The sequence below is a fragment of the Hydrogenivirga sp. 128-5-R1-1 genome (genome assembly GCF_000171895.1).
Window position 1 is genome coordinate 1 of sequence record NZ_ABHJ01000537.1, and the last position, 1,025, is coordinate 1,025.

The 1,025-nt window shown below is 33.2% G+C and carries 1 protein-coding gene; it reads right to left on the reverse strand.

What is annotated here, in order from left to right:
* The coding region (locus HG1285_RS18055) for a cytochrome D1 domain-containing protein (protein WP_032497300.1) at window positions 1-1,025 on the reverse strand (1,025 nt) is incomplete at both ends.

Here is a 1,025-nt window from a genome sequence, read left to right on the forward strand (position 1 = left end):
AGTTGTTGGATGGGTTCTGACAAAAAATCCATTTCCATCTATATCTACCTTTTTAACAAATTTCCAGTTATAAAGGTTCCAGATTGTAACAAAAGGTTTTGTGATATGGGGTGTAGCAAAATAGAATTTACCTTTTTTATACCATATTGACGCTGAGGCTAAATGGGGCATTCCCTCCATTTTTGAAGAAAAGACTTCCTTATTTTCTGCAATGCTGTAAACAGATAATCTCGTTCCTTTTCTTGAACTACCGATTATATACTCTTCAAATGGGTCTATAAAAAAGTCCTCATAAGGTTCAGAGATGTTCTTGTAGGTTATTTTGAAAGTTTTGGTATCTAAAAATCCAATTTTTGCTTTATCCCTGTAAGTAAAAATAGCCTGGTCTTTTGAATAAAGTCCATAAATAGCAGAAATTAAGCCATCTTGTTTTATGTATTTCACAGGCTTAAAGCTTTCCGCATCAAGAATAACTATAGATTTTGGCAACCAGCAGGAAACAAGTATATATTTTCCTGTTCTATCTAAAGATATATTTCTTAAATACACGCAGGCTCTAACTTTACCGTAAAATCTACCTTTATCTATATCATATCTACCTATCCATCCATCTCTGGCTGGGACGTAAATTTTCCATCCTGATGGGGAAAACTTTAAGCCTCCATGGACATTTTTGAAATCAAATTTGTCCAAAATATTCAATCCTTCCATTATCCATACTTTTTGATGCCCTCTTTCTACAACAGCTACTATGTTTTTTATATTTTTTACCGGTAGTTTTTTTGTTTTTTGGTCTTTATTAAGCTGGATAGTCTTTATAATTTTATCTTTTGACCAGTTAATCTTTGCCGGTGATTTTATATATGATATTATTTCTTTAATTTGCTGGTCTGATAGTTGTGGAAAAGCGGGCATTTGTGTTGCAGGAAGACCATTTTTGATGATTTTAATCAGTTTTTTTTCAGGAATTTTTTTTAAAAATAAAGGTAAAAGAGGGGGAGCCACTGTCCCAGCCCTGTCCACCC